General features: G+C 54.1%; 2 rRNA genes. Both read left to right on the top strand.

The annotated features are described in order from the left end of the window. Window positions 1–28 precede the first annotated feature (28 nt). Window positions 29–2,924 (top strand): 23S ribosomal RNA (locus tag FO268_RS22650). A gap of 82 nt (window positions 2,925–3,006) precedes the next feature. Further along, window positions 3,007–3,056 (top strand): 5S ribosomal RNA (gene rrf / locus FO268_RS23425); the annotation flags it as partial.

The raw sequence follows: 3,056 nt of genomic DNA, 5'->3' as shown, positions 1-3,056 counted from the left end.
TTCGTGATCAGTTGTCTTGGGGTTATATAGTCAAGCAACTAAGCGCATACGGTGGATGCCTTGGCAGTCAGAGGCGATGAAAGACGTGGAAGCCTGCGATAAGGCTCGGGGAGCTGGCAAACAAGCTGTGATCCGGGCATCTCTGAATGGGGAAACCCACCGACTTTCGGGTCGGTACCGTACAGTGAATACATAGCTGTACGGGGCGAACTCGGGGAACTGAAACATCTAAGTACCCGAAGGAAAAGAAATCAACCGAGATTCCCTCAGTAGCGGCGAGCGAACGGGGACCAGCCCTTAAGCTGGACAACTGGTAGGAGAAGGCTCTGGAAAGTGCCGCCATAGTGGGTGATAGCCCCGTATCCGAAACCTGAGTCCAGTGAAATCGAGTAGGACGGGACACGAGACATCCTGTCTGAACATGGGGGGACCATCCTCCAAGGCTAAATACTCCTGACTGACCGATAGTGAACCAGTACCGTGAGGGAAAGGCGAAAAGAACCCCTGTGAGGGGAGTGAAATAGATCCTGAAACCGTATGCGTACAAGCAGTCGGAGCAGACTTGTTCTGTGACGGCGTACCTTTTGTATAATGGGTCAGCGACTTATGTTCAGTGGCGAGGTTAACCGTTTAGGGGAGCCGTAGGGAAACCGAGTCTGAATAGGGCGATTTAGTCGCTGGGCATAGACCCGAAACCGGGCGATCTATCCATGAGCAGGTTGAAGGTTGAGTAACATCAACTGGAGGACCGAACCCACTGTCGTTGAAAAGCCAGGGGATGACTTGTGGATCGGAGTGAAAGGCTAATCAAGCCCGGAGATAGCTGGTTCTCCCCGAAAGCTATTTAGGTAGCGCCTCGGACGAATACCACAGGGGGTAGAGCACTGTTTCGGCTAGGGGGTCATCCCGACTTACCAACCCGATGCAAACTCCGAATACCTGTGAGTACTATCCGGGAGACACACGGTGGGTGCTAACGTCCATCGTGAAGAGGGAAACAACCCAGACCGCCAGCTAAGGTCCCCAAATACCAGTTAAGTGGGAAACGATGTGGGAAGGCTCAGACAGCTAGGAGGTTGGCTTAGAAGCAGCCATCCTTTAAAGAAAGCGTAATAGCTCACTAGTCGAGTCGGCCTGCGCGGAAGATGTAACGGGGCTCAAACTGGTTACCGAAGCTGCGGCTGCATACGCAAGTATGCGGGGTAGGGGAGCGTTCTGTAAGCCTGCGAAGGTGTGTTGAGAAGCATGCTGGAGGTATCAGAAGTGCGAATGCTGACATGAGTAACGACAATGGGGGTGAAAAACCCCCACGCCGGAAGACCAAGGGTTCCTGCGCAACGCTAATCGGCGCAGGGTGAGTCGGCCCCTAAGGCGAGACCGAAAGGTGTAGTCGATGGGAAACGGGTTAATATTCCCGTACCTTGGATAGCTGCGATGGAGAGACGGAGAAGGCTAGGTGAGCCGGGCGACGGTTGTCCCGGTTTAAGCGAGTAGGCAGTGGGATTAGGCAAATCCGGTCCCACAATGCCGAGACGCGACGACGACTGCCCTTTCAGGGCGGGAAGTCATTGATGCCCTGCTTCCAGGAAAATCTTCTAAGCTTCAGGCTATTCGGGACCGTACCCCAAACCGACACAGGTGGTCAGGTAGAGAATACCAAGGCGCTTGAGAGAACTCGGGTAAAGGAACTAGGCAAAATGGTGCCGTAACTTCGGGAGAAGGCACGCCGGTGGTATGTGACGCCCCTCGCGGGTTGAGCAGAAGCCGGTCGAAGATACCAGGCCCCTGCGACTGTTTATTAAAAACACAGCACTGTGCAAACACGAAAGTGGACGTATACGGTGTGACGCCTGCCCGGTGCCGGAAGGTTAATTGATGGGGTTAGCATTCGTGCGAAGCTCTTGATCGAAGCCCCGGTAAACGGCGGCCGTAACTATAACGGTCCTAAGGTAGCGAAATTCCTTGTCGGGTAAGTTCCGACCTGCACGAATGGCGTAACGATGGGGGCGCTGTCTCTACCCGAGACTCAGTGAAATTGAAATCGCCGTGAAGATGCGGTGTATCCGCGGCTAGACGGAAAGACCCCGTGAACCTTTACTATAGCTTCACAGTGAACTTTGAGCATGTTTGTGTAGGATAGCTGGGAGGCTTTGAAACCAGGACGCCAGTTCTGGTGGAGCCAACCTTGAAATACCAGCCTGACCTGTTTGAGGTTCTAACTTGGTCCCCTTATCGGGGATGAGGACACTGTGTGGTGGGTAGTTTGACTGGGGCGGTCTCCTCCCAAAGCGTAACGGAGGAGCACAAAGGTGGGCTAAGCATGGTCGGACATCATGCGGTTAGTGTAATGGCACAAGCCCGCTTAACTGCGAGACAGACACGTCGAGCAGGTACGAAAGTAGGTCATAGTGATCCGGTGGTTCTGTATGGAAGGGCCATCGCTCAACGGATAAAAGGTACTCCGGGGATAACAGGCTGATACCGCCCAAGAGTTCACATCGACGGCGGTGTTTGGCACCTCGATGTCGGCTCATCACATCCTGGGGCTGAAGCCGGTCCCAAGGGTATGGCTGTTCGCCATTTAAAGTGGTACGCGAGCTGGGTTTAGAACGTCGTGAGACAGTTCGGTCCCTATCTGCCGTGGACGTTGGAGATTTGAGGAAAGCTGCTCCTAGTACGAGAGGACCGGAGTGGACGAACCGCTGGTGTTCGGGTTGTGTCGCCAGACGCATTGCCCGGTAGCTATGTTCGGACAGGATAACCGCTGAAAGCATCTAAGCGGGAAGCCCCTTCCAAGATGAGATCTCCCTGGACCCTTGAGGTCCCTGAAGAGCCGTTCAAGACCAGGACGTTGATAGGTCGGGTGTGTAAGCGCTGCGAGGCGTTGAGCTAACCGATACTAATTGCTCGTGCGGCTTGACTATATAACACCCAAGACAATTGCGGATAACGCAACGAAATCAACATCACAGTCCTATCTCGTCCACCCAGTGATCAACCGTTTTGCCTGACGACCATAGCGGTCTGGAACCACCTGATCCCATCCCGAACTCAGC

This window comes from Marinobacter denitrificans (assembly GCF_008795955.1).
Taxonomy (GTDB): Bacteria; Pseudomonadota; Gammaproteobacteria; order Pseudomonadales; family Oleiphilaceae; genus Marinobacter; species Marinobacter denitrificans.
The sequence above is the reverse complement of the archived record's forward strand: the minus strand, read 5'-3'. Positions and strand labels throughout refer to the sequence as shown.